At 69.1% G+C, this 22,534-nt stretch carries 19 protein-coding genes; 6 read left to right on the top strand and 13 right to left on the bottom strand.

Going from position 1 to position 22,534, the window contains the following annotated elements; translation table 11 throughout:
• The first annotated feature begins 2 nt into the window (after positions 1-2).
• From VLK66_RS21735 to istB, 4 genes are all read left to right on the top strand, one after another.
• Positions 3-1,364 carry a pitrilysin family protein gene (locus VLK66_RS21735; protein WP_325311584.1) on the top strand — a complete coding sequence of 454 codons (1,362 nt, stop codon included), beginning with the start codon at positions 3-5 and terminating at the stop codon, positions 1,362-1,364.
• A complete protein-coding gene (locus VLK66_RS21740; RefSeq protein WP_325311585.1) occupies positions 1,357-2,676 on the top strand; it encodes a pitrilysin family protein in 1,320 nt (439 codons plus the stop codon). The genes VLK66_RS21735 and VLK66_RS21740 overlap by 8 nt, the downstream gene beginning before the upstream one ends.
• Before the next feature lie 388 nt (positions 2,677-3,064).
• Positions 3,065-4,090: an IS21 family transposase gene (gene istA / locus VLK66_RS21745; protein WP_325311586.1), complete on the top strand. Its 1,026-nt coding sequence runs from the start codon at positions 3,065-3,067 to the stop codon at positions 4,088-4,090.
• Positions 4,087-4,911 (top strand): IS21-like element helper ATPase IstB, encoded by an 825-nt coding sequence (gene istB / locus VLK66_RS21750; RefSeq protein WP_325311587.1) that lies wholly within the window; start codon positions 4,087-4,089, stop codon positions 4,909-4,911. Before istA ends, istB begins: the two co-directional genes overlap by 4 nt.
• A gap of 425 nt (positions 4,912-5,336) precedes the next feature.
• Here istB and VLK66_RS21755 read toward each other — a convergent pair whose 3' ends face one another.
• The 7 genes from VLK66_RS21755 to VLK66_RS21785 form a co-directional block, all read right to left on the bottom strand.
• Positions 5,337-6,230, bottom strand: a complete 894-nt coding sequence (locus VLK66_RS21755) for a cytochrome c oxidase assembly protein (protein ID WP_325311588.1) — start codon at positions 6,228-6,230, stop codon at positions 5,337-5,339.
• Between the two features lie 346 nt (positions 6,231-6,576).
• Positions 6,577-6,978 carry a cytochrome C oxidase subunit IV family protein gene (locus VLK66_RS21760; protein ID WP_325311589.1) on the bottom strand — a complete coding sequence of 134 codons (402 nt, stop codon included), beginning with the start codon at positions 6,976-6,978 and terminating at the stop codon, positions 6,577-6,579.
• A gap of 8 nt (positions 6,979-6,986) precedes the next feature.
• Positions 6,987-7,628: a cytochrome c oxidase subunit 3 gene (locus VLK66_RS21765; RefSeq protein ID WP_325311590.1), complete on the bottom strand. Its 642-nt coding sequence runs from the start codon at positions 7,626-7,628 to the stop codon at positions 6,987-6,989.
• A gap of 97 nt (positions 7,629-7,725) precedes the next feature.
• A complete protein-coding gene (ctaD, locus tag VLK66_RS21770) occupies positions 7,726-9,672 on the bottom strand; it encodes a cytochrome c oxidase subunit I (protein WP_325311591.1) in 1,947 nt (648 codons plus the stop codon).
• Positions 9,673-9,788: 116 nt separating this feature from the next.
• A complete protein-coding gene (gene coxB, locus VLK66_RS21775; protein ID WP_325311592.1) occupies positions 9,789-10,868 on the bottom strand; it encodes a cytochrome c oxidase subunit II in 1,080 nt (359 codons plus the stop codon).
• A 639-nt stretch (positions 10,869-11,507) separates the two neighbouring features.
• On the bottom strand, positions 11,508-12,098 hold the full coding sequence (locus VLK66_RS21780) for a phosphoglycerate mutase family protein (protein ID WP_325311593.1): 591 nt from the start codon (positions 12,096-12,098) through the stop codon (positions 11,508-11,510).
• A 90-nt stretch (positions 12,099-12,188) separates the two neighbouring features.
• Positions 12,189-13,991 (bottom strand): D-arabinono-1,4-lactone oxidase, encoded by a 1,803-nt coding sequence (locus VLK66_RS21785; RefSeq protein ID WP_325311594.1) that lies wholly within the window; start codon positions 13,989-13,991, stop codon positions 12,189-12,191.
• 162 nt (positions 13,992-14,153) lie between these two features.
• Here VLK66_RS21785 and VLK66_RS21790 point away from each other — a divergent pair, with 162 nt between their 5' ends.
• A complete protein-coding gene (locus VLK66_RS21790) occupies positions 14,154-14,342 on the top strand; it encodes a hypothetical protein (RefSeq protein ID WP_325311595.1) in 189 nt (62 codons plus the stop codon).
• A gap of 105 nt (positions 14,343-14,447) precedes the next feature.
• On the opposite strand, the gene VLK66_RS21795 is transcribed toward VLK66_RS21790, so the two are convergent.
• From VLK66_RS21795 to VLK66_RS21815, 5 genes are all read right to left on the bottom strand, one after another.
• Positions 14,448-17,240, bottom strand: a complete 2,793-nt coding sequence (locus VLK66_RS21795; RefSeq protein ID WP_325311596.1) for a M14 family zinc carboxypeptidase — start codon at positions 17,238-17,240, stop codon at positions 14,448-14,450.
• A gap of 243 nt (positions 17,241-17,483) precedes the next feature.
• Complete coding sequence (locus VLK66_RS21800; RefSeq protein WP_325311597.1) at positions 17,484-18,167, bottom strand: oxidoreductase; 684 nt, start codon at positions 18,165-18,167, stop codon at positions 17,484-17,486.
• On the bottom strand, positions 18,154-18,591 hold the full coding sequence (locus VLK66_RS21805) for a type II toxin-antitoxin system VapC family toxin (protein ID WP_325311598.1): 438 nt from the start codon (positions 18,589-18,591) through the stop codon (positions 18,154-18,156). Before VLK66_RS21805 ends, VLK66_RS21800 begins: the two co-directional genes overlap by 14 nt.
• On the bottom strand, positions 18,584-18,895 hold the full coding sequence (locus tag VLK66_RS21810; RefSeq protein ID WP_325311599.1) for a type II toxin-antitoxin system Phd/YefM family antitoxin: 312 nt from the start codon (positions 18,893-18,895) through the stop codon (positions 18,584-18,586). The genes VLK66_RS21805 and VLK66_RS21810 overlap by 8 nt, the downstream gene beginning before the upstream one ends.
• 68 nt (positions 18,896-18,963) lie before the next feature.
• Entirely contained in the window at positions 18,964-19,854 is an 891-nt protein-coding gene (locus tag VLK66_RS21815; protein ID WP_325311600.1) for a DUF72 domain-containing protein, read from the bottom strand.
• 163 nt (positions 19,855-20,017) lie between these two features.
• On the opposite strand from VLK66_RS21815, the gene VLK66_RS21820 reads away from it, so the two are divergent.
• A complete protein-coding gene (locus tag VLK66_RS21820) occupies positions 20,018-20,236 on the top strand; it encodes a hypothetical protein (RefSeq protein WP_325311601.1) in 219 nt (72 codons plus the stop codon).
• Between the two features lie 87 nt (positions 20,237-20,323).
• Here VLK66_RS21820 and fusA read toward each other — a convergent pair whose 3' ends face one another.
• Complete coding sequence (gene fusA / locus VLK66_RS21825) at positions 20,324-22,432, bottom strand: elongation factor G (protein WP_325311602.1); 2,109 nt, start codon at positions 22,430-22,432, stop codon at positions 20,324-20,326.
• Positions 22,433-22,534: the final 102 nt, after the last annotated feature.

Genomic DNA, 22,534 nt, shown 5'->3' on the forward strand with positions numbered 1-22,534 from the left:
ACGTGACCGACACCACCGCACCGACTTCCGCGCTGCGCTTTCCCGTGCGCACGCTCACGCTGGGCAACGGGATGCGCATCGTCTGCCACGAGGACCGCGCGGCGCCCATCGTGGCCGTGCACCTGATGTACCGCGTGGGCAGCCGCCACGAGACCCCCGGCCGCACCGGCCTGGCGCATCTCCTCGAGCACCTGATGTTCGAGGGCTCGCTGCACGCGCCCAAGGGGCAGTTCGACGACCTGCTGGAGCGCGTGGGCGGCACCAACAACGGCTCCACCTGGCTGGACCGCACCAACTACTACGAGACCGTGCCCTCGCACGCGGTGGAGCTTCCGCTCTGGCTGGAGCGCGACCGCATGGGCTTCTTCCTCCCCTGCCTCACCGGCGAGATGCTGGAGGTGCAGCGCGGGGTGGTGATGAACGAGCGCAAGCAGGCGTACGAGAACCGCCCATACGGCCTGGCCGACGAGCGGCTGCACCAGATGCTCTTCGGCGAGGGACACCCGTACGCCTGGCCCACCATCGGCTACATGGCCGACCTGGAGCGCATCTCGCTGGACGACGCGCGCGGATTCTACTCGACCTACTACACGCCCGGCAACGCGGTGCTGGTCTTCGCCGGCGACATCGGCGCCGACGAGGCGGCCGCGCTGGCCGAGCGCTACTTCGGCGACCTGCCGCACGGGCCGCCCATCCCCCCGCCCATCCATCCGCCCGACCCCGCGCCCGCCGCCGCCGTGCGCCGCGAGGTGATGGAGGACGAGGTCAGCTTCCCGCGCGTCTACCAGGCGTGGGCCACGCCGCCGTACGGGACGCGCGAGTGGGTCGCCCTCGACGTGCTGGCCTATCTCCTGGCCGACGGCGACAGCTCGCGGCTGCAGCGCGCGCTGATCCGCGAGGGGCGGCTGGCGCAGGAGGTGGACACCTATCTCTATCCCACCGCCGTCTGCGGGGTGATCGGCGTCGTCGCCACCGCGCGGACGGGGGTGGCGCCGGAGACGCTGGAGGAGGCCATCCGCCGCGTGCTGGACGATGTGGCGGCGAACGGCGTGACCGACGACGAGGTGCTGGGCGCCGTCCGCCGCGTGCGCCGCGACCAGGTGGGCGAGCTGGCCACGGTGGAGGAGCGCGCCGAATCGCTCGCCTACGCCGCCACCGTGTTGGGCGAGCCGGAGGCGCTGGAGCGCGTCTTCGACCTGTACGCCGAGGTGACGCCCGACGAGGTGCGCCGCGCCGCCGCCGAGTGGCTGGACGCGGAGCGCGGCGCCACCCTGGCCGTCGTCCCCGCGCCCGGCTCGGCCGCGCCGGATGACGATGATGATGGAGATGACGATTTCGACGACGAGGAGGATGGCGATGAGTGAATCGACGCTCGCCGTCCTCGCCGCGCCGCGGCTGGGGCCGCCGCCCGCGCCGCGCGTTCCCGTCCCCCAGCGGTGGACGCTGGCGAACGGGCTGCGCGTGATCGCCGCGCCTCGCCACGGCGTGCCGCAGGTGGTGCTGCGCCTCGTCCTTCCCGCCGGCGCGATGGCCGACCCGCCGGGGTACGCGGGCACCGCCTCGCTCGTCGGCCACCTGGTGGCCGAGGGAACGGCGTCGCTGGCGGCGGAGGAGCTGCACGCGCGGCTGGACCTGCTCGGCGCCGCGGTGCATCCGCACGTGGGCCACGACTTCGCCGAGATCGAGCTGGTGCTGCTGTCGGAGACGCTGCGCGAGGGGGTGGGGCTGCTGGCGGAGATCGCCAGCCGGCCGTCGTTCCCCGAGCACGAGGTGGAGCGCGTGCGGGCCGAGTCGCTGGACGCGCTGGTCGCCCGCCACGACGAGCCGGCGAACGTGGCCGACGACCGCGCGGCGCTGGAGGTGTTCGGCGCCGGGCACCCGTACGGCATCCCCTCGTTCGGCACCGAGGAGGGGATCCGCGCCGTGCCGCGCGAGGCGCTGGTCGCCTTCCACGCGGAGCGCTATCGCCCCGGCGGCGCCTTCCTGGTGGCCGCGGGGGAGTTCGATGCGGGGGAGCTGCGCGAGGCGCTGGAGGCGGGGTTCGCGGGGTGGACGGGAGATGCGCCGCCGGTGGTGTACCCCCCCGCCCCGCCCCGTCCGCCGATGGCCGGAAAGCTGGTCTACCAGCCCTGGGAAGATGCGGCGCAGTCGGAGATCCGCATCGCGGGCGGGGGGATGGCGCGCCGCGACCCCGACTGGATCCGCGCGGGGGTGACCAACTTCCTGCTGGGCGGCAGCACCATCACCGGCCGCCTGGGCGCCAACCTGCGCGAGGACAAGGGGTGGACGTACGGCGTGCGCTCGTCGTTCTCCGCCGGGATCGTCGCCGGGGGATGGGTGGCGGAGACGGCCGTCGACGTGGGCGTAACCGCCGACGCGGTGAGCGAGATGCTGCGCGAGATGCGGCGCCTGGCCGAGGAGCCGGTGGACGAGGCGGAGCTCCGCCGCGCCCAGGACGCGCTGATGCTTTCCCTTCCGCGGATGTTCGAGACGCCCGCGGGGGTGGCCAGCCGCCTGTCCACGATCGAGGCGTTCGGGCTGCCGCACGACTGGTGGGACCGCTTCCCCGCCGCCGTCGAGGCGGTGACGACCGCCGACGTGGCGCGGATGGCGCGCGAACACTTCGATCCGGAGCGGCTGGTGCGGGTGGTGGTGGGCGGAGGGATGGAGGGGTAGCGGTCGCGGAGGATGGAAGGTTGGAGGCGCGCCTGGACTGGCACCGCGCCCTCTCCGGCCGGCTCAGGCCGTCCACCTCTCCCGTACCGGGAGAGGTGGCTGGCCGGCATCGGCGCGCTGCCACAAGCACTTGTGTGCGAAGAAGTTGCGGGATCTTGGGGATGCTGGAGAGCCACCCTCTCCCGGGACGGGAGAGGGTCGCGCCCTCCGGCGCGGGGTGAGGGTTTTAGCGGCGGGCGTAAATCTGACACTTTCGGCGGGCGAAAATCTGACAGTCGGCATCGCACTCGTGGCGGTCTGCGCGTGAGGTGAGCGCGCGGGCGGCCGATCCCACAGGTTGGCTCCTCCACCCCAAGCGGAGGAGCCCGTGATCGGACGAGAGAAGCGGATGCTGCTCAGACACTATCTGGAAGAAGGACTCAGCAAGAGCGAGATAGCGCGCCGGCTGGCGATAAGCCGCCAGACCATCCATCAGCTGATCCGTTCAGGACAGCTGGAGCGCGACCTGGATGCGGAGCCGGTGCGGTACAAGCCGCGGCCGCCTGTGCCGACGAAGCTGGAGGCGTACCGGGCGATGATCGTGGCGCGCCTGGAGGCGTATCCCCGGCTGTCGGCGGTGCGGCTGCTCGAGGAGGTGCGGGCCGCCGGATACGCGGGCGGCTACACGCAGGTGAAGGAGTTTGTCAGGACCGTGCGCCCGCGGGAGGCGCCGGAGCCGGTGGTGCGCTTCGAGACGCCGGCGGGGCTGCAGGCGCAGGTGGACTTCGGCGAGTTCAAGTTCCCCTGGGGGAAGCGCTACGCACTGGTGGTGGTGCTCGGGTACTCCCGGCTGCTGTGGCTGCGCTTCTTCGAGCGGCAGGACATGCGGACGCTGTTCCGCGGGCTGGAAGAGGCGTTCGCGTTCTTCGGCGGTGTGCCGCGCGAGCTGCTGTTCGACCAGATGAAGTCGGTGATCACCCGGGACCTGCGGCTGCTGGGTGGGCAGCTGGTGATCAACGAGGAGTTCCTGCGCTTCGCGAAGCACTGGGGCTTCAAGGCGCGCGCCTGCCGGCCCTACCGGGCGAAGACGAAGGGGAAGGTGGAGCGGCCGATCCGCTACGTGCGCGAAAACTTCGTCTACGGGAGAGAGTTCCTGGGCGATGATCACCTGGACGCGGAGCGCGAGCGCTGGCAGGAGCGCACGGCAAACGTGCGCCTGCATGCGACCACGAAGGAGCAGCCGAGGGAGCGCTTCGAGCGCGACGAGCGGCACGTACTGCAGCCTCTGGCCGAGCGGGCCTACCGCTCGCTCGTCCTCCTGCCGCAGAAGCCCGCGCCAGTGCCGGATCCGCAGGCAGCCGCGCCCGTGGCAGCCGAGATCCACGTGCAGCGCCGCTCGCTGGCCGAGTACGCAGCCGCGGCAGGTGCCGCATGAGGGGCGCACCCCTGTCGCGCCGCGACCGCATCCGTGCCCAGTTGGCGGACCTGAAGATGCCTGGCGCCCTGGAGTCGCTGGACGAGATCCTGAGCGGGATCGACGCCGGCGCGGTGACCGCGGCCGAAGCGATCGAGCGGGTGCTGGGTGCGCAGATCGCGCTGCGCAACGCGCGCCGCCTGGAGGCCGCCATGCGCTCTAGCCGGCTCCCCGCGGTGAAGACCCTCGCCGGCTTCGACTTCGCGTTCCAGCCCAGCCTGAAGCGTGAGCAGATCGAGAGCCTGCACGAGCTCGGCTTCGTGGAGAGGAAGGAGAACGTGGTCTTCCTCGGACCGCCCGGCGTGGGCAAGAGCCACCTGGCCATCAGCCTCGCCATCGCCGCGGCGGAGAACGGCCGCAGGGTCTACTACGGCAGCCTGGCCGAGCTGATCCGCTCGCTGGAGGAGGCGCAGGCCGCGGGCAAGCTGGTGCCTCGGCTCAAGACGCTGACCTATCCCTCACTCTTGGTGGTGGACGAGATCGGGTACCTGCCGATCAGCCGCACCGGCGCCATGCTCTTCTTCCAGCTGATGAGCCGCCGGTACGAGCGCGCCTCGACGGTGCTCACCAGCAACAAGAGCTTCGAGGAGTGGGGCGAGATCTTCGGCGACGAGGTGATGGCGGCGGCACTGATCGACCGGCTCCTCCACCACTGCCACATCGTCAACGTACGCGGCAACAGCTACCGGATGCGCCACCACGCCACCGCCGGCCAGGCGGCCGAACGCGGTGGGAGTCGGGGCTCCGCCCCGACTCCCACCGCGAGCACCTCCACCCTCTGATTTCGACGCGACGACTCGGGCTCGTCACCCACTCCCGGCTGTCAGATTTTCGGCCGCCAGAAGTGTCAGACTTTCACCCGGCGTTGACATGCGGCGCCGGCTATGGATCCTTCGGCCTGCCGGCTTCGGCGTGGAGGCAGATTTCGTCGTGCCCGGTCCGAACAGAAAGTTCGCGGCCTGGCCCCCACCGGCGACTGAAGTCGCAGCGTCGCAGCAACAACTACGGGAAGCCTCGCAAACTGCGCGAGGCTGTTGGGCCCGGCAGCCGGTTCCGCTCTGGAGGACGCCTCCCTTTCATCCATCGTGGTCGCGCGAAGCGCGGTGTCCGACTCAGAATGACGTCGGTGTGGCGTCTGACCAGGTGCGGAATGGCCGGGCTCAGGATGACGTCGTCGTCCGTCGTGCGATCGTGATTTCGTCGGCCGTCAGGGATTCGGATACGGCGGGGGGACGATCATCCCGGCGCGGCTCACGGGCGGGCGGATGCGCACGCCCTGCTCGTCCTCGGCCACCTCGCGCTGCGTCCAGCGGAAGTACACGGCGGTGATGGCGATCCACAGCACCAGCCCTCCCGGCACCCACATGATCACCCCGCCCAGGCGCTGGTCGTCCAGCGCGCTGATGCCGAAGATGCGCGGCGCCTGCACGTACCACTGGTACAGCGCCGTCCCCGAGAAGGTGATCAGCGCCGCCGAGATCATCATCGGGATGCCGACCAGGAAGAGGTAGACCATCTGCAGCGGCGCGGCGATCCGGGGCAGCTCCTTCAGCGGGCTCATCACCGGCCACCACATGATCGTCCCCGTGACCATGATCATCAGGTGCATGGCGATGTGCACGTTGTGCTGCCGCATCATCAGGTCGTACGGCCCGGGAAAGTGCCAGGCCAGGAAGATGACGTTGTTCAGCGAGAACGCGATCAGCGGCAGCGTGATGGCACGGGCGAACACGCGGATGGGCTTCACCTTCAGCGCCGGCCGCAGCATCCAGTCCGGGATGCCGGCCAGCAGGAAGGGCGGCATGGCCAGGATCAGCACCAGGTGCTGCACCATGTGCGCGCTGAACAGATAGTAGTCGGAGATCTCGTGCAGCGGCCCCTGCAGCGACAGCAGCATCATCGCCAGCGCGAAGGAGAAGCTGGCCACCTGCCGCGGCGTGGCGGGCACCGCCCCCTCGAAGCGCCGCCGCAGCGGCCCGATGCAGAGAAAGTAGAGCGCCGCGAACAGCAGCCACCCCACCATGAAGCTCGGGTACAGCTTCCACACCCGCCAGTCGAACGACTGCGCGTGCAGCAGGGCCAGGGTGGAAACGGCGTGCATCGGATCGACTGCTCCTTCAGGATGTTGCTTCGCTGCTACCCGGGCCGGGAAGTCATCTGACCAGCCGGCTGGGAAAGGCGAATGAATTCGCGGCAACAACAGCACCAAGTCCCTGCGGGACTGCGCCCCGGCATTCGTGCGACAGGCCAGCTCCACCTCGGCCGGCACTGAGTTCGGCCATCCGCCCGGAAGCCGAGGCCCGAGTCCGCGAAGGCGGACTTGTGCCCTGCTGCCGCGAATTCATTCGCCCGGCGCGGGCCCGGAAGAACCGGACGGGGGACCGCCCGCCAATCATGCCGGCAGGCCGTCCCCCGTCCCCAGTACCCCCGGCCCGCCGCGGTTCCGCTCAGTGCGCCGCGGGAGCCGCCACCCCGGTGGGCTTCTGCGCGTTCAGCTCGAACTCGCCGTGGATCTGCGTGGCCTCGCCGTGGACGACGTGGAAGAGCAGGATCATCCCACCGATCACCAGCGTGCCCAGCACCGCGGGGAACACGAAGATCCCGGTGAAGAGCTTGTTGTCGAACTTCAGGTGCATGTAGTACGCGACCACGCTGAAGAACTTCACCGCGCTCAGCACCAGGATGATGGCCGCCGCGGTCCCCGACGAGTACATGTGCTTCGTCTCGCCGATGTACCCCAGGATCTCCAGCACGGTGAAGCCGATCAGGATGCCCCCGATCACCATGTAGAAGCCCAGCCCGGGGTGCGAGTGCTGGTCGTGCACGATCTCGCGCGTTTCGCTCGTCATCTCGCCGCTCAGCGAATGAGGTAGACCAGGGGGAAGATCACGATCCAGATCACGTCCACGAAGTGCCAGTACAGGCCCGCGATCTCCACGTTCAGCGCCCGCTCGGGGCCCAGCCGCCCGCGCGCCGACATGGTGGCCAGCGTGATCAGGTAGATGACCCCCACCGTCACGTGCGCGCCGTGGAAGCCGGTGAGCACGAAGAAGGTGCTGCCGAAGAGGTTGCTCTTCAGTGTGAGCCCCTCGTGGTAGAAGTTGGTGAACTCGTAGACCTGGCACCCCAGGAAGATCGAGCCGCCCAGCGCCGTCATCAGCAGCCACAGCGTGCCCTTCCCCCGCTCGCCGCGCTGCACGTAGTACAGCGCCACCACCATGCAGACGGAGCTCATCAGCAGGACGAAGGTGCTGAACGAGGTCAACGGGATGTTCAGGATCCCCTCGTAGGCCTTCCCGTTGATGACCACGTCGTGCGGGTACGGGGGGTGGATGCTGCGCCCCTTGTACGCCATGTAGGTGGCGATCAGCGAGCCGAAGAGAAGGCACTCGGACCCGATGAAGGTCCAGAAGGCCATCTTCCGGCTGTCCAGCCCGGTGCTGGTGTCGATGTGCGCCGGGCTGGCGGCGTGCGCGCCGAGCGCGTGCGAAGAATCCATGACCACGAAGGGTACAGGTTACAGGGTACAGGGACCGCGGGGACGATGGGGAGGGACAACCTTGCCGTCCCTGTCCCCTGTCCCCTGTCCCCTGATCTCAGTGTCCCGGCTCGAACGCCCAGGCGTAGATCGAGAGCATGGTCGTGGCCACGCCGGCGAACATCAGGTACCAGGCGTTGTGCCACGGCGAGGTGTCGGGCACCTGCCGGAAGATCAGCCCGATGAAGATGGCGCTGATCCCCGCCGCCAGCACGATGGGCCAGAACGACGGCGGCGGCAGGTGAATGCCCAGGTCGTGCGCGCTCATCTTGTTCTCGTCGCGCACGTCGCGCACCGCGGCCACCTGCCGGCCGGCGATGGTCACCTCGTCGGTCTCCTCCTCCACCCGCCCGTGCGGGATTCCGCCCTGCTTGGTGGGGTCGTCCTCCCACAGCGGCATGCGCGAGTGCACCACGGGGATCTCGCGGAAGTTGTACGCCGGCGGCGGCGACGGGATGCTCCACTCCAGCGTGGCCGCGCCCCACGGGTTGGGCCCGGCGATGCGGCCGCGCTTCCACGCCGTGAACAGGTTCACCGCGAACGCCAGCGTGGCCAGGGCGATGATGAAGGCGCCGATCGTCTCCAGCTGGTTGTACGCGGTGAAGCCCTGCTCCGGCCCGTACGTCCAGGTGCGGCGTGGCATCCCGAACATCCCCACGAAGTGCATGGGGAAGAAGGTCAGGTTCATCCCGATGAGCGTGCCCCAGAAGTGGAACTGGCCCAGCCGCTCGTCCAGCAGCCGCCCGAACACCTTGGGATACCAGTAGTACAGCGCCGACCACAGCCCCAGCACCGTGCCCCCGAAGAACACGTAGTGGATGTGGGCCACGATGAAGTAGGTGTCGCTCTGCTGCAGGTCGCTGGGCGCCGACGAGTGCATCACCCCGCTGATCCCGCCGATGGTGAACATGGCGATGAACGCCACCGAGAAGAGCAGCGCGGTGGTGAAGCGGATGCTGCCGCCGTACAGCGTGCCCAGCCAGTTGAAGATCTTGATGCCGGTGGGAATGGCGATGAGCATGGTCGACAGCGAGAAGAAGCTGTCGGCGATGGGCCCCATCCCGGTGGCGAACATGTGGTGGCTCCACACGCCCCACCCCAGCCACCCGATCAGCACCCCGCTGAACACCATCACGTTGTAGCCGAACAGCGGCTTGCGGCTGAAGGTGGGAAGCACCTCGCTGATCATTCCCATGATGGGGATGATGAGGATGTACACCTCGGGGTGGCCGAACATCCAGAACAGGTGCTGCCAGAGGAGCGGGTCGGCGCCCTCGCTCACGGTGTTGAAGAAGTTGGTGCCGAACAGCCGGTCGAACATCAGCTCGGTCACGGCGATGGTGAACACAGCCATGGCCGTCACGATCAGCACCGAGGTGATCAACGTCATCCAGGTGAAGATCGGCATGCGCATCAGCCGCATTCCCGGCGCGCGCAGGTTGATGATCGTGATGATGAAGTTCAGCGACGCGATGATGGACGACAGCCCCAGCACCTGCAGGCCCAGGACGTAGAAGTCCATGTGCATCCCGGGCGAGTACGCCATGGTGGTGATGGGCGCGTACGCGAACCACCCCGAGTCCGGCGCCGCCTTCAGCAGCCACCCGAAGTTCAGGAAGAGCGAGCCGAACAGGAACAGCCAGTAGCTCAGCGCGTTCAGCCGCGGGAAGGCCACGTCGCGCGCGCCGATCTGCAGCGGCACGATGAAGTTGAAGAACGCGGCCGTGAGCGGCATCAGCGCGCCGAAGATCATGGTCAGCGCGTGCATCGTGAACAGCGAGTTGTACGTCTCGGCGCTCACGAAGTGGTTGTTGGGCACGAAGAGCTGCACCCGGATCATCAGCGCCTCGACCCCCGCGATCAGGAACCAGAGGAACGCGGTGACGCCGTACATGATCCCGATCCGCTTGTGGTCCACGGTCGTGATCCAGCTCCAGAGCCCGGTGGGCTCCTTGTGGTGCACGGCCGGGGCGTGGGGCGCGGCCACCGTTGCTGTCGATGCCATTCCTGCTCCATCGGGTTCGGGCGCCGCCGGGGGTGGGTTCCCCCGGCCACGCCGGACTGGGTCCGCGGGCGGATCTCTCCCCGCCGCGCTGGTGCTCGCCGTCTGCTATCCGCGGCCTACTGCAGCGACTGCAGGTAGGCGGTGATGTAGGTGATCTGCTGGTCCGTCAGGTTCAGGTTGGGCATCTTGGAGCCCGGCTTCACCTCCGGCGGGTTGGCCAGCCAGCGGTGGAGGTTCTCGGCGTTGTTGTCCAGGATCCCCGCGGCCAGCGTGCGGCGGCGCCCGAAGTGCGTGAGCGCCGGCCCGATGTGCGCGGCCATGGGCGTGCCCTCGATGTAGTGGCACCCGGCGCAGGCGCCGGTGGTCACCAGCTGCTTGCCCAGCTGCACCGCGCTGTCGCCCGCCGCCGGCTCCACCGCGGGATGGCTCTCGTTCGTCAGCCACTGCTGGTAGCCGTCGCCCGCGTGCGCCACCATGCGCATGCGCATCAGCGAGTGGCTGGTGCCGCAGAACTCGGCGCACTGCCCGAAGTACACGCCGGCTTCCTCGGGCTTGAACACCAGGTGGTTCACGCGGTTGGTGATCAGGTCGCGCTTGCCGCCCATCTGCGGCACCCAGAACGAGTGCAGCACGTTGTCGGTCTTCAGGATCAGGTGCACCGTGCGCCCCACCGGAACGTGGATCTCGTTCGCGGTGATCACGGTGTCGCCGTTGGGCTGCGGGTAGCGGAACTCCCACCACCACTGCTTGCCGATCACCTCGATGGTGACGGCGTCCTTCAGCGTGCTGGGGTCCGGCTGTGTGTCGAAGATGGCCTTCACCGTGGGGATGGCGATCACGGCCAGGATGATGGCCGGGATCAGCGTCCACGCCACCTCCAGGCGCGTGTTCCCGTGGATCTGCTTGGGCTCGGGCGCGCCGGGCCGGTAGCGGAACTTCCACAGGAAGTACGCCAGGATGCCCAGCACCGCGATCCCCACCGCCACGCCCAGGTACAGCGACAGCATGAACAGCCAGTCGGAGATGCGGGCGAACTCGGTGGTGGGGTGGAAGGTCGTCTGCGGGTACTTGCGCAGGTGGTCTTCGCCGCAGCCGGCCAGCAGCAGCGGGACCGCGGCCGTCCAGGCGCCGCGCCAGGGGCGCGGGGGCGCGGCGGCTGCCCGGGGGGGTCCGGCGAGGGTCGCTCGTGACTTCATCGGCGGTCGTTTCTCGGCGTTCGTCTTCGGCGCACGCGTCCGGCCCGCCCCCACTCGGGCGCCCGGAAACGGACGGCGGAGGGGGACGGGTCGTCGGAAGCCGGGCATTCTACAATCCGCGCCCGTGGGCCGCCAGTCCCGGCCCGCGCCACGCAATCACAGGGCCGCGCGTGGCACAGCGGCGGGCTTTGCGCGCGCGGGAATCTACGCCGGGCGCGGCCGGACCGTCTGTGGGGAGGCGGAGGACGGGCGTGTGGGGGAACGCCTGACGGAGGTGCGTGAGTGCGTGAGTGCGTACAGACAACGGCACCTCGGCTGACCGGCGCCGTGTCCTCATCCCAACCCGCAAAGTAAGTAGCCAGAAGTTTTGTCGATTCGGCAGAAGCGATCCTCGCTACCCGGTGAACTCAGTGCGATCTCCTCGATCTCCGCGTCTCCCCAACGGTGATTTCTCACGCGAAAGACGCGGAGTCGCGGAGAACTTCGTGTCGTGACGAATCCTCCGCGTCTCCGCGTCTCCGCGTGAGATCAAGAATGTAGCGGGCGAGCGACGATGAAAGTCGACAACGACTTTGCTACCGACCTGGAAGAGTGATTTCACGTTCTGCGTGATCCCTGCTTTTCCCCGGTTCGAGGCGATCAGGGATGCGGCGGGTGGGCGGACTGGATGCCGTTCTCGCAGCCGGCGGCGGGGGGATCGGCGGCGCCGTAGTGGGCGTGGTTCAGCCGCGGCGCGCCCGAGGCGGGGATGACGAGCGTGAAGAGGTTGCCGTACGCGCTGTCGCAGAGGTCGCCGAGCGCCGGCCCGCCCAGTGCGGCGATGATCGCGGTCACCGTGTTGCTGTGGCCGACCACGAGCACCGTCTGCCCCGCGTGCCGCGTGCGGATGAGCTCGGCCACCGCGGCCACGTGGTCCGGAGCGCCGGCCTGCACCACCTCGGGCACCAGGTGCAGCGAGTCGGCGAGCGGCTGCGCGGTCATCCGCGTGCGCTTGAACTGCGTGGTGACGATCGCATCGACGTGGCGGCCGCGCAGGAGCGCTTCCAGGTCCCGCGCGCGCTGTTCGCCCGCGGGAGAGAGCGCCGGATCGCCGTCCATCGCGCTGGCGGGGGCGGCCTTCTCGGCGTGGCGGACCAGGATCACCGTGGTTTCGCCCGGCTGCTGCGCGGCGGCGGTGCCCGCCAGCATCGCCGCGAGCAGCGCCACGATCGTGGTGCGGAAGAATTTCATCGTCGGTCCGGGTCGGAAGGCTGGATGGAAAGCGAAGGCGCGGGCACGTAACGTATGCCGCGCGCCCGCGCCCATGCAATCACCCCCGCGTCAAGCCGGCCGGCCCGCCTCGCCGGCCCCCGTGAACGAGACGGCCTCGGGCACCGGCCGCGGGCGCGGCGCGTCCCACAGCCCGAAGCGGGCGCGCCAGTACTCGTTCAGGAAGATGTTGTTGGGGTCCTTTTTCGCCCGCAGCGCCAGGAAGTCGTCCCAGCGCGGGAACTGCGCGCGGAAGAAGTCCACCCAGCCGCGGTCGCCGGCGGCGTACACCGGCTGGAACTTGCCCCAGTGCAGGCGGAAGGGGATGCCGTTGTCGCGCAGCAGCTGCCAGAACTGCGGGTAGAAGGTCTCGGCCGGGTCGCCCGGGTTGTTGGCGAACCAGTAGATGTCCACGCGGAACACCCCGTCCTTCCACTCGTCGGCGCCGTCGCTGTGCGAGCAGTTCATCCAGAATTTCGTGGGCTCGGCGCCGTACAGCTCCCACGCGTACGTGCCCGTGCGCGCCAGCGCCTCGTCGCCGCCCGCGGGGGCGGTGAAGTAGCCGTTCAGCAGCTGCATCACCCGCGTGGCGTGCTGCACCGGAAGCCACATCTCCGTGAACTCGGTGGGCACCAGCACGTCGCTGGCCTGGTTGTCCATCGGCAGCCCCTGCCACGCCCAGTCGCGGAAGCTCTGCGGCTCACCCTTCTGCATTCCCTTCCTGGTGCTGTCCAGCGGCTCGAAGATCTCCAGCACCTTGGGAAAGATGTCCGGCAGCTTCCTCTTGATCTCGTGCGCGAAGGGCATCAGCACGTCGATGAACGCGTCCACCCCCAGCGCGGCCGCCGCGGTCGCCGCCCTGGCCACCCACTCGGGAAGGTGCAACGCCTCCACGACCAGCGACAGCGCCTCGCCCAGCTCCGCCCACGTGGGCTTCAGCAGGACCTTGGCGCGCGACAGGTCGTCCAGGTTGCCGATGATGGTGTAGAAGATGGAGATGCCGAGCTCGGCGGCCGCGGGGCGGTTGGTGAACTCCTCGTAGCGCGCGGGGATGAAGCCCAGCTGCGGCCGCATCCGCTGCGCCTGCCACACCAGGATGCGCTCGCCGCCGCGCTGCGGCCACCACTCCAGCCGTGTGTACTCCACCTCCTTCAGGAACCGCTCCAGCGTCGGCCGCCCGTCGCCTTTGCCGAACAGGTCCACCGCGCAGTCGTCGATGGTGGTGATGGCCTCCTGCCCGCTGATGTTGAACGTCTCCTCGCACTGCAGCGTCATCTTCGACACCACGCCCAGCAGCCCCAGGTTGGGGCTCATCGCCCAGAACAGGTCGGGGTCGCTGTCGCGGCTGGCCTCGTAGACCTGGCCGGTGCCGTCGATCATGCGGAAGCCGTACAGGTTCTCGTTGGCGGAGAACTGCAGCGAGCCGCCCGACGAGCCGGTGGCCGTGAAGCCGCTCACCGTCTGGTGGCTGATGCCGCCGGTGTCGCCCAGCGTCCAGCCGTAGTCCTTCCAGAGCTGGTAGAGCAGGCTGTTCTCCTGCGTGGAGGTGCCGGTGGGGTCCGACGGGTCGCGCCCCAGGTGGATCCCCGCGTCGCACTCCACCAGCCGCCGCTCGCGGTCGACCACGCGGAAGCCGATGTAGCGGTCCAGCATCACGTTCAGGTTGTCGCCCGGCGGCGGGGTCTGCTGCTCCACGTGGTTGCGGAGGGTGCCCAGCGGGTCGGTGTAGATGGCGTGCGACACCGAATGCGCCGCGCCGCGCACGCGCAGCTCGCGCCCTTCGTGGTACGCCTGCTTCACCAGGCACACCAGCTCGTCCTCGCTGGCGGGATGGTAGAAGCCGTCGCTGCCCTTCGTAATGCAATCCGTGCTCATGAACCTCTCCGGTGGTGATCCGATGAAAGGCGCCGCGGAAGCGCGGCGGGTGGGACGGAGGAGTCCGTAGGATAACGTGGAGCTTCAGCCTGAGCCACTCCATTTCCGACAACTTCGTCTCCGAGGGAAAACGCTTCTCGCGCGGCCAACCAACTCCTGTGAGTGGATCTGCATCGCCCCGCCCTTTACTCCTTTCTTCCGGACGCCGAACATGGCTTCGACCAGCTCCCGCTCTCCTCGCGCGAGTACAAGCTGCTGCTCAGCACCACGCGCTTCCACGAGCGCGACCCGGCCAGCCGGGAGTGGATGAAGCCGGTCGGGCGCGCGATCGGGGTGTGCGAGTGGCCGTGAAAGACCCGTGGGGCGAGCCGAACCCTCTCCCGATGATGATCAAGAGACGAGGGGCACGCGGCGAATGTCGCCGCGTGCCCCTCGTCTTTCATCCCCCGCCCTTGGTCAGCGCGTCTCGGCGGCGGAGTAGAGGGAGTTGAAGAGGAGCTTGAAGGTGCCGTGCGGCTGGCCCCGGAAGGCGATCTCCGGGCCGAACAGGTACAGCCGCCCGCGGCCCACGTCCGCCTCGGCGGCGGCCACGTTGCCGTTCAGGTACTGCTGTCCCCACGCCCACCCGCTGCGCAGCGGCCGCTCGCTGTCGAACCAGGCGATGCGGCGCACCCCCCTCGCCGCCGCGTCGTCGCCCAGGCGCATCACCGGGCTCTCGTCGAACATCACGTCGGCGTGGTCGTCCATCCCCCACGCGGCGGGCTGCGACGGGTCGACCGCGACGCGCAGGATGGAGCCGGGGATGTAGAACTTCTCGTTCGGCAGGTGATGCTCGGTGCCGTCGGCCGCGCGCTCCACCAGCGCGTCGTACACCGGCAGCCCCAGGTGCCGCGCCAGCGCCGTCGATCCGCCGATGGTGACGACCGTCCCCCCGTTCTCCAGGAAGGCGCGCAGCTGCGGCACCGTCCGCGCCACCGTCACGCTGCCGATCTGGTTGCGGAACTCCGCGGGAACCGTCGCCGGATCCGGCATCCCCCCGAATCCCCCGCCCCCGCCGCCCTGCCGGTCGGCCGCCGGGATGCCGCCGTCCACGAACACCAGCACGTCGTACTTCGCGTTCAGGTTCCCCGCGTCCAGCTCGGGCGCGTACACCAGCTGGTAGGGGAAGCGGAACTGCTCGAAGATCCAGCGCGTCCACCCGCTGGGCATGGACCCGCCGTAGCGGTCCCACAGCCCCACGCGCAGCCGCCGGAGCGGGCGCATCCCCCGCGGCGCGTGCGACACCGGCTGGAAGTGCACGCCCAGGCCGCGCGCCATCGCGTCGATGCTGTCCAGCACCGCGCGCCCGTGCGCCGGGACGTAGAAGTCGCCCGCGTGAAGGCCGTTCCCCGGCCCCTCGGCCTCGATGCGGCTCACCGGGACGCCGGCCGCGAGCAGGCGGTTCACCGCGGTGAACGCGTCGTTCTGCGTGGGGGAAAGGACGTAGCCCTCCGGGTTGTAGCGCGGCTGGGGGACCTCCGCGGGCGGCACCGGCGCGTCGAAGCCCTGCACGCGCTCGAACGGGCCGGTGAAGCCGTCCAGGATGCGGTCGAACTTCACGTTCATCTGGTACGCCAGCGTCCACCCCGCCACGTCGTACGGGGGGATGGGCGGGCCGCCGGGATACAGGAAGTCGTTCGGATGGTCCTGCGGCTCGAACATGTCCAGCAGGTGCGGCCGGAAGGGCTGGTCCGCACGGATCACGTACGAGCCCCGGGGATACGTCTTCCCCGCGAGGGTGAAGGACGAGGTCGCCCGCATCACCTCGATTCCGTTCTCCAGCAGCGCGTCGACCAGCTTGGTGGCCGTGGGGAAGTCCGCCTGGTCGGCGGGGATCACGTAACCGCGCGGGTCGCGCAGCTCCGGCCGGCGCAGCATGGCCAGCAGCCGGGCGGACTCCTGCGGGTTGGGCGCGCCCTGGAACTGGCCGCCGGGCACCATCACCGCGTTGGCGCCCGGGTTGCCGCGGCGCGCGCGGATGCTGTCGGCGATGGCGTCCAGCCGCGCGGGGTACGTCGTCCAGTTGTCGCGGCTGCCGCGGTCGATCGAGTTCGCCCCCATCCGCCAGATGCGGTAGAGGAAGGTCTCGCGGTAGCGGCTGGCCACGTCGAGCACCGCGTAGTTCGCCGTCACCGAGTAGTCGATCGACTGCCGGAAGTGCCAGCGCTGCGGCTCGATGGGCATCGGCAGGTCGGCGCGCGGGAGCTGCTGGCCGACCACGAAGGGGATGTCCATCGGCGTGGGGTTGCCGATGGTCTCGGTCAGCAGCCCGATCATGTTGTGGAAGTACGCCGTGGTCCGCAGCCCGCCGTTCCACCAGGTGGAGTAGCTGGACCCCTTCCGCATCGTCACCCCCGGCTTCCCCTCGGCCTCGAAGCGCGAGTGCATGGCCGCGCCCACCAGGTCGATCTCCACGGGGACCAGCGGGTCGTACAGGTAGTTGAACGGGTCGCGGAAGGGCGGCGCGAACATCACCGTTCCCGTGGGCCCCGTCTGGTGGTGGTTGTAGACGATCTGCGGGAACCACTGCGTGTACATCACCCGGTTCATGTTCTCCGTCTCCGGCTGCGTGGAGGCGTAGAAGTCCCGGTTGTTGTCGTGGCCGATGTACTTCTGGTACAGGCGGGGAAGATAGTTCAGCGTGCGCTTCTGCGGATCGGTGTCGCGCATGTACCAGTTGGAGACCAGCTCCATCCCGTCGGGATTGGCGTGCACGAACAGGACGATACAGTCGTTCAGGATCCTTGTCGTCTCGGGGTCGTTGCGCGAGACGAGCTGCCAGAGCGTTTCCATCAGCTGCTGCGCGCCCAGCACCTCGCTGGCGTGCAGCCCGCCGTCGATCCACACGATCGCCTTCCCCTCCTGCGCCAGCCGCCGCGCCTCCAGCGAGTCCACGCCGCGCGCGTGCGCCAGCCGCTCGGCGATCTGCCGGTAGTGCTCGGCATTGCGCAGGTTCTGCGGGCTGCTGACGATGGCCATGTACTGCGTGCGCCCCTCGGCGGTACGGCCGATGTCCACCAGCTTCATGCGGTCGCTCTGCTGCGCCAGCTTCTGCCAGTACGCCACCAGCTGCGTGTAGTTGGGGAGCTGGTAGTCGGCGCCGATGGCGTGGCCGAACTGCTCCTGCGGGGTGGTGAGGCGGACTTGCGCGTGCAGGCCGGACGCGGCCAGCAGTACCGTGACGGCCGCCGCGCGGAACGCTCTCGGCATCGGCTCTCCTGGAGAGTGGGGTCGGTCGGGAGATTTTGTGTGGGGCGAAGAATCGAAGGTGTGTTTCCGCGTGTCAAGAAACCGTCGCGAATCCGTCCACTGCCGCTCGCGATCCGGATGCTGCTGTTATCTCACGCGGAGACGCGGAGACGCAGAGAACTCATCGCCGGGGTGCGTTCTCTGCGTCTCCGCGTCTCCGCGTGAGATCCGTTTCTTTTTCGGTAGATGGAGATGCGAAGGGGTTCAGCCGCCCAGCCGCTGGAGCTCGTCGGATTCGACGATGCGCACGCCGGTGAAGCTCGCGCGCGCCAGCCGCACCATCGCGCGGGCGACGGCCAGCGCGTCGATGGCGCGGTACTTTCGCAGCGGTCCCCGCATCACCGGCGAGAAGAGCGGCATCACCACCTGCGCGACCCTTTCTCCGATGCGGCGCTCGATGCGCGGGCCCAGCATCAGCGACGGGCGCACCAGCGCCACCCCCTCGAACGGCACCGCGGCCACGTCGCGCTCCACCTCGCCCTTCACGCGGTTGTAGAACACGCGCGACCCGGCGTCCGCGCCCAGCGAGGAGACCAGGAAGAAGCGGCGCGCGCCGCGCCGGCTGGCCAGCGTGGCCGCGGCGACCGGGTAGTCGTGGTCCACGCGCATGAACGCCTCGCGCGAGCCGGCCTTGCGGATGGTCGTGCCCAGGCAGCAGAACACGTCGTCCACCGCGAACGCATCTCCCGCCTCCTCCTCCAGCCGCCCCAGGTCGGCCAGCCGCTGCACCAACTTCGGATGCTCGCGATCGATACTGCGCCGCCCGATCGTCGTCACCCGCTCCCACGCCGGGTCGGCCAGCAGCAGGTCCACGCAGTGCCCACCCACGAGCCCCGTCGCGCCGAGCACGAGCGCCGTGCGGCCACGCGCGGCGTCAGCGGCCGGCATCGATCACCGAAAGCATCCCCTGCTCTCCGTATTCGAGGATCTTGGCGTCGCGCGTGACCAGGGTCGCTCCTGTCCGCCGCGCGGTGGCAATGAGGATGCGGTCCGCCGGATCGCCATGCAGCGGCGCGGGAAGCCGCGAGCTGTCGAGCGCGACCTCGGGTGTCAGCGGCGCGAGCGTGGTTCCGGACGCCGCGAGCGCGCGGCGTACCCATTCGCCCACCTCCAGCGAGAAGTGGATTCGTCCTTTCGCCTCTAGCATCCCCACCTCCCAGACGGAGATGACGGAGACGAGCACCCGCCCTGCCCGGGCTGCGGCGGTCATGGCGGATCGTGCGTTCTGCCCGAGATCTCCCTCCGCCCCGGTCATCGCCCAGATCCACACATGCGTGTCGAGCAGCAGCGGAGGCTCGGGAAGACTACGCATCGGTGTCTGCCTCCCACTCCTCGCCGATTGGGCTGACGATGTCGCCGTGGGAGACGACCGTACCTTTCAGATGGCCGATGAAGGACATGGTCTCGTCTGGATACGGGACGAGCTTGGCCACGGGCTTTCCGTAGCGCGTGACGACAACTTCTCGCTGGCCCTGCCGCACCGCCTCGATGAGGCGAAGGCACTGGGCCTTGAAGTCGGCAGCGGACACCCACTCCTGCTCCCGAGGAAGTGTTTCCCAACGCGCCGCCGCCTCACGCACGCGGCGCGGCTTGGAACTCGGATCTCGTTCGTACATGCGTCCTCAGAAATGTTGTACATAAATTTATGACTACCTCGAAATAGCGCAAGCTCTTCGTTCGCAACTCAACCACTCAGACGCTCCTTCAGCCGGATGGCGTCGAAGGGCGCGTGGACCTTGGCGTCGTTGTCGAAGTAGACGTACACGTCGCGCCCGGCGGCGGTGTCGAGGGCGAGGTCCGCGACGCAGGTGGCGTCGGCGGGCTGGCAGCCGCGCCGCCACTCGCGGATGCGCGCGGCCCACCAGTCCAGCTGCTCGTCGGTGTAGCCGCTGGCGTACAGCTGCTCGGCGCCGTGCAGGCGCACGTACGCGAAGTCCGTGGTCACGTCCTCCGCATACGGCCAGCGCCCGGCGGTGTCGGCGAACACCAGCGCCGCGTTGTGCTCGCGCAGCAGGGCGACGAAGTCGGGGCCGAGAAACTCCCGATGGCGAATCTCGAAGGCGTGCCGCAGCGGAATCTCCGCCTCCGCCTCCGTCCACGCACGGCCGTCGAGGCGACCGTCGTGCCGCTCGGCGATCTCCGCCGCCTGGCCGGAGGTCTTCGGCAGCGCCTCGAGAAAGCGGGCGAAGCGCTCGAAGTCCGCCGGCATCCGCTCGGGGAACTGCCAGAGGATGGGGCCCAGCTTCTCGCGCAGCCGCAGCACGCCCGAGGCGAAGAAGTTCGGCAGCGCCGTCTCCACGTTGCGCAGCTTGAGCATGTGGGTGATGAAACGGCTTCCCTTCACCGCGAACACGAAGCCGGGCGGCGTCTCGTCGTACCACCTGGCGTAGCTGGTGGGGCGCTGCAGGGAGTAGAACGAGCCATTGATCTCGATGGAGTCCAGCTTCCGGCTGGCGTACTCCAGCTCGCGGCGGTGCGCCAGCCCCTCGGGGTAGAACACGCGCCGCCACCCGGGATACGTCCACCCCGAGATCCCCACGAACGTCCGCCCCGTGCCCCGCTTCTGTCGCGCCATCGCTCCTCCGCCCGGTGTCATGCGGTGGCGGAAGCGTTGCAGGTTCGGGTCCGCGCTGTTGTGTCCGGCATCGGGCTGCGTTTACGATTCCGCACCCGCCGCCCCGAACCGATCCGCCGTGCCTTGCAGCGGCAGGTACTTGCGTACGAGCGAGGTGAGTGAGATGCCGAAGCGCACCGAGGTGGACATCAACCGTCTGATGCGCGAGCACCGCGCAATCGACCGCGCGGTCGGCCGCGCCTTCGCGGATGCTGTGCGCCGCCATCGCGCCGCTGGGGTGCCGATGGTCTTCAGCGAAAACGGCACGGTGGTGCTGAAAGACCCCTTCGACGTCCCCATCCCTGGCGAGAACGGCGAGGCCGAGCCGGACGGCGGCAGCTGAGCGCGAATCCAATCTCCACCCACGAAAATCGGGGTGCCCGCGGACGGGCACCCCGATTCGTTTCTCGCGTCCAACCCGCGGCGATGACTACTTCGCGGCGGCGAGCTCCTCGCGCTCCTTCTTCACGTGCTCGATGAGCTTGGGTACCTCGTGCTGCGGCACGTCCTGGTAGCTGTGGAACTTGCGCGTGTGCGTGGCGCGTCCCTGCGTGAGCGAGCGCAGCGTGGTGCTGTACTTGTACAGCTCGGCCTGCGGCACCAGCGCGCGCACCTTCTGGCTGCGCCCCGCCGGCTCCATCCCCAGGATCTGCCCGCGGCGCTGGTTCAGGTCGCCGATCACGTCGCCCACGTACTCGTCGGGGCTGAACACCTCCACCTCCATGATCGGCTCCAGGATCACCGGCTGCGCCTTCTCGGCGGCCGCGTGGAAGGCCAGGATGCCGGCCATCTTGAACGCCATCTCGCTGCTGTCCACCGAGTGGTAGCTGCCGAAGTACACCTCGGCCTCGAAGTCCACCATGGGGAAGCCGGCCAGAAAGCCGCGCTGCGCCGCCTCCTGCACCCCCTTGTCGACCGCGGGGATGTACTTGCCGGGAATGACCCCGCCCACGATGGAGTCGGTGAACTTGTAGCCGCCGCCGCGCTGCAGCGGCTTCAGGCGCAGGTGCGCGTCGCCGAACTGGCCGCGGCCGCCGGTCTGCTTCTTGTGCCGCCCGTGCCCCTCGGCCGCGGCGCGGATGGTCTCGCGGTAGGGGATGCGCGGCGCCTTGATGACCACTTCGACCCCGTTCTTCCGCTTCAGCCGCTCCATCTGCACCTCCAGGTGCAGCTCGCCCAGGCCGCGCGCGATGGTCTGCCCCAGCTCGGCGTTGTATTCGGCCGCGAAGCAGGGGTCCTCCTCGTGCAGCTTGTGCAGCCCCACCGAGAGCTTGTCCTCGTCGTTGCGGTTGGCCGCCTCGAGCGCCACGGCGATGTCGGGCTCGGGGAAGTCGACGCCGGCCAGGGTGAGCGGGTGGCTGGGCGCGCTCAGCGTGTCGTTGGTGTGCGTGTCGCGCAGCTTGGCCACCACGCCGATGTCGCCGGCGCGCAGCTCGTCGATCTCCACCCGCTCCTTTCCCTGGGCGATGGAGAGGTGGGCCAGCTTCTCGGCCTTGTCGTGGCTGGCGTTCAGCACCTCGCCGCCGTTCTTCACGCTCCCGCCGAAGATGCGGAAGAACGACAGCTCGCCCACGTGCGGCTCGCTGGTGGTCTTGAACACCAGCGCGGCGAACGGGTCGCTGTTCAGGTTGCGCAGCTCGATCACGTTCCCGGTGCGCCCCTGCGCCTCCTCGGCGGGGCGCTCCTGCGGGCTGGGCATGAGCTCCACCAGGCGCTGCAGCAGCGCGCGCGTGCCCCACTCGGCGGTGGGCACGCCGCAGAGCAGCGGGTACAGCTCGCCGCGGAGCATGGCCTGCTTCAGGGCGTGGATCGCCTCCTCGCGGGTGATGGTGTCGCCCTCCAGGTAGTGCTCCAGCAGCGTGTCGTCCGTCGCGGCGATGGTCTCGATCAGCTCGGCGTAGTAGCGGTCGGCGGTCTCCTTCATCTCGGGCGGGATGTCGCGCTCGTCGTACTCGTCGCTGCTCCCGTCGCCCTTGAAGAAGTAGGCCCTGTCGGCGAACAGGTTCACGATCCCCCTGAACCCCTCGCCCGAGCCGATGGGCACCTCGACGGGGATGACCTTGGCCGTCAGGTGCTCCTTCACATCCTGGTATACGCGCTCGAAGTCGGCGTTCGGGCGGTCCATCATGGTCACGAAGAGCATGGCGGGAAGATGCCGCTCCTGCACCAGCTCCCACACGCGCTCGGTGCCCACCTCCACGCCGCTGGGGCCGGCAAGGCAGATCAGCGCGCCGTCGGCCACGCGGATGCCGGCCTTGGTCTCGCCCAGGAAGTCCAGGTAGCCGGGGGTGTCGACGAAGTTGATCTTGGCGTCGTTCCAGGTGGCGTAGGCCACCGAGGTGTTCATGGAGATGCCGTGCGACACCTCCTCGGGGGTGAACATGGTGAGCGCGGTGCCGTCGGCGCTGGAGCCGTGGCGGCGCGAGGCGCCCGAGGTGTGGCAGCAGGCGTCGATCAGCGTGGTCTTGCCGCTGCCGCCGTGGCCCACCACCACCACGTTGCGGATGCGGTCGGTTGTGAAACTGGGCGCTGACGCCATGTGCACCTCCTGCTTGGGGGGAGAAGGTTGGAAGGTCCCCGCGAGGGGATGGAAACGCAACGTGTCTACATCGCTCTTGCCGCGTCAAGGGAGATGATCCCG

This window comes from Longimicrobium sp. (assembly GCF_035474595.1).
In the GTDB taxonomy this organism is placed as follows: domain Bacteria; phylum Gemmatimonadota; class Gemmatimonadetes; order Longimicrobiales; family Longimicrobiaceae; genus Longimicrobium.